Source organism: Bartonella sp. AA83SXKL (genome assembly GCF_042196965.1).
GTDB lineage: Bacteria > Pseudomonadota > Alphaproteobacteria > Rhizobiales > Rhizobiaceae > Bartonella.
On record NZ_JBHIRG010000204.1, the window covers coordinates 1 to 686 of the forward strand.

Sequence of the window (686 nt, forward strand, 5' to 3'; positions counted from 1 at the left end):
AATTGTGCTTGAAGAACAAACAGCAATTCCCCTCCTCATCGGCCGTCCTCATGTAGTGGAGACGAGACTAAAACGCTTTGGTTTAAAAATTCGCCCTGGCATAGATTTTTAACTTACAAATCCAGAAGATGATCCACGTTTTCGTGATTATGTTAGCTTATTTCTCCGTTATACAGGAAGACGTGGTGTTTCACCCGAAGTTGCAAAAACAATCGTGAGAACCTCAACAACAGCGATTGCTGCCCTCGCAGTTATGCGTGAAGAAGCTGATGCAATGATTTGCGGTTTAGAAGGACGTTTTGAACGTCACCTTGAATTAATTGAACAAGTTATTGGACTTGATTCAAATACTCGTCATTTTTCTGCTGTGAGTTTGCTTATTTCTCCACGCCGCACCCTTTTTTTAACAGATACTTATGTTAATGAAGATCCTTCTGCAGAAGAAATAGCAGAAATGACAGTACTGGCTGCAAAAGAAATTGAAGCATTTGGTATAACACCCAAAGCAGCATTATTATCACACTCAAACTTTGGCTCCAAAAATACAGAAAGTGCGCGTAAAATGCGCCGTGCAACTGAAATTCTTGCTCAATTATACCCAAATTTAGAAGCCGATGGAGAAATGCACGGAGATGCTGCTCTTTCTAAAGTTTTTCGTGATCGTGTTTTTCCTGATTCACGTCTTA

At 40.2% G+C, this 686-nt stretch carries 1 pseudogene; it reads left to right on the plus strand.

The features are described 5' to 3' along the window. Window positions 1-686: pseudogene (locus ACFINO_RS10625) on the plus strand (phosphate acyltransferase); the annotation flags it as partial.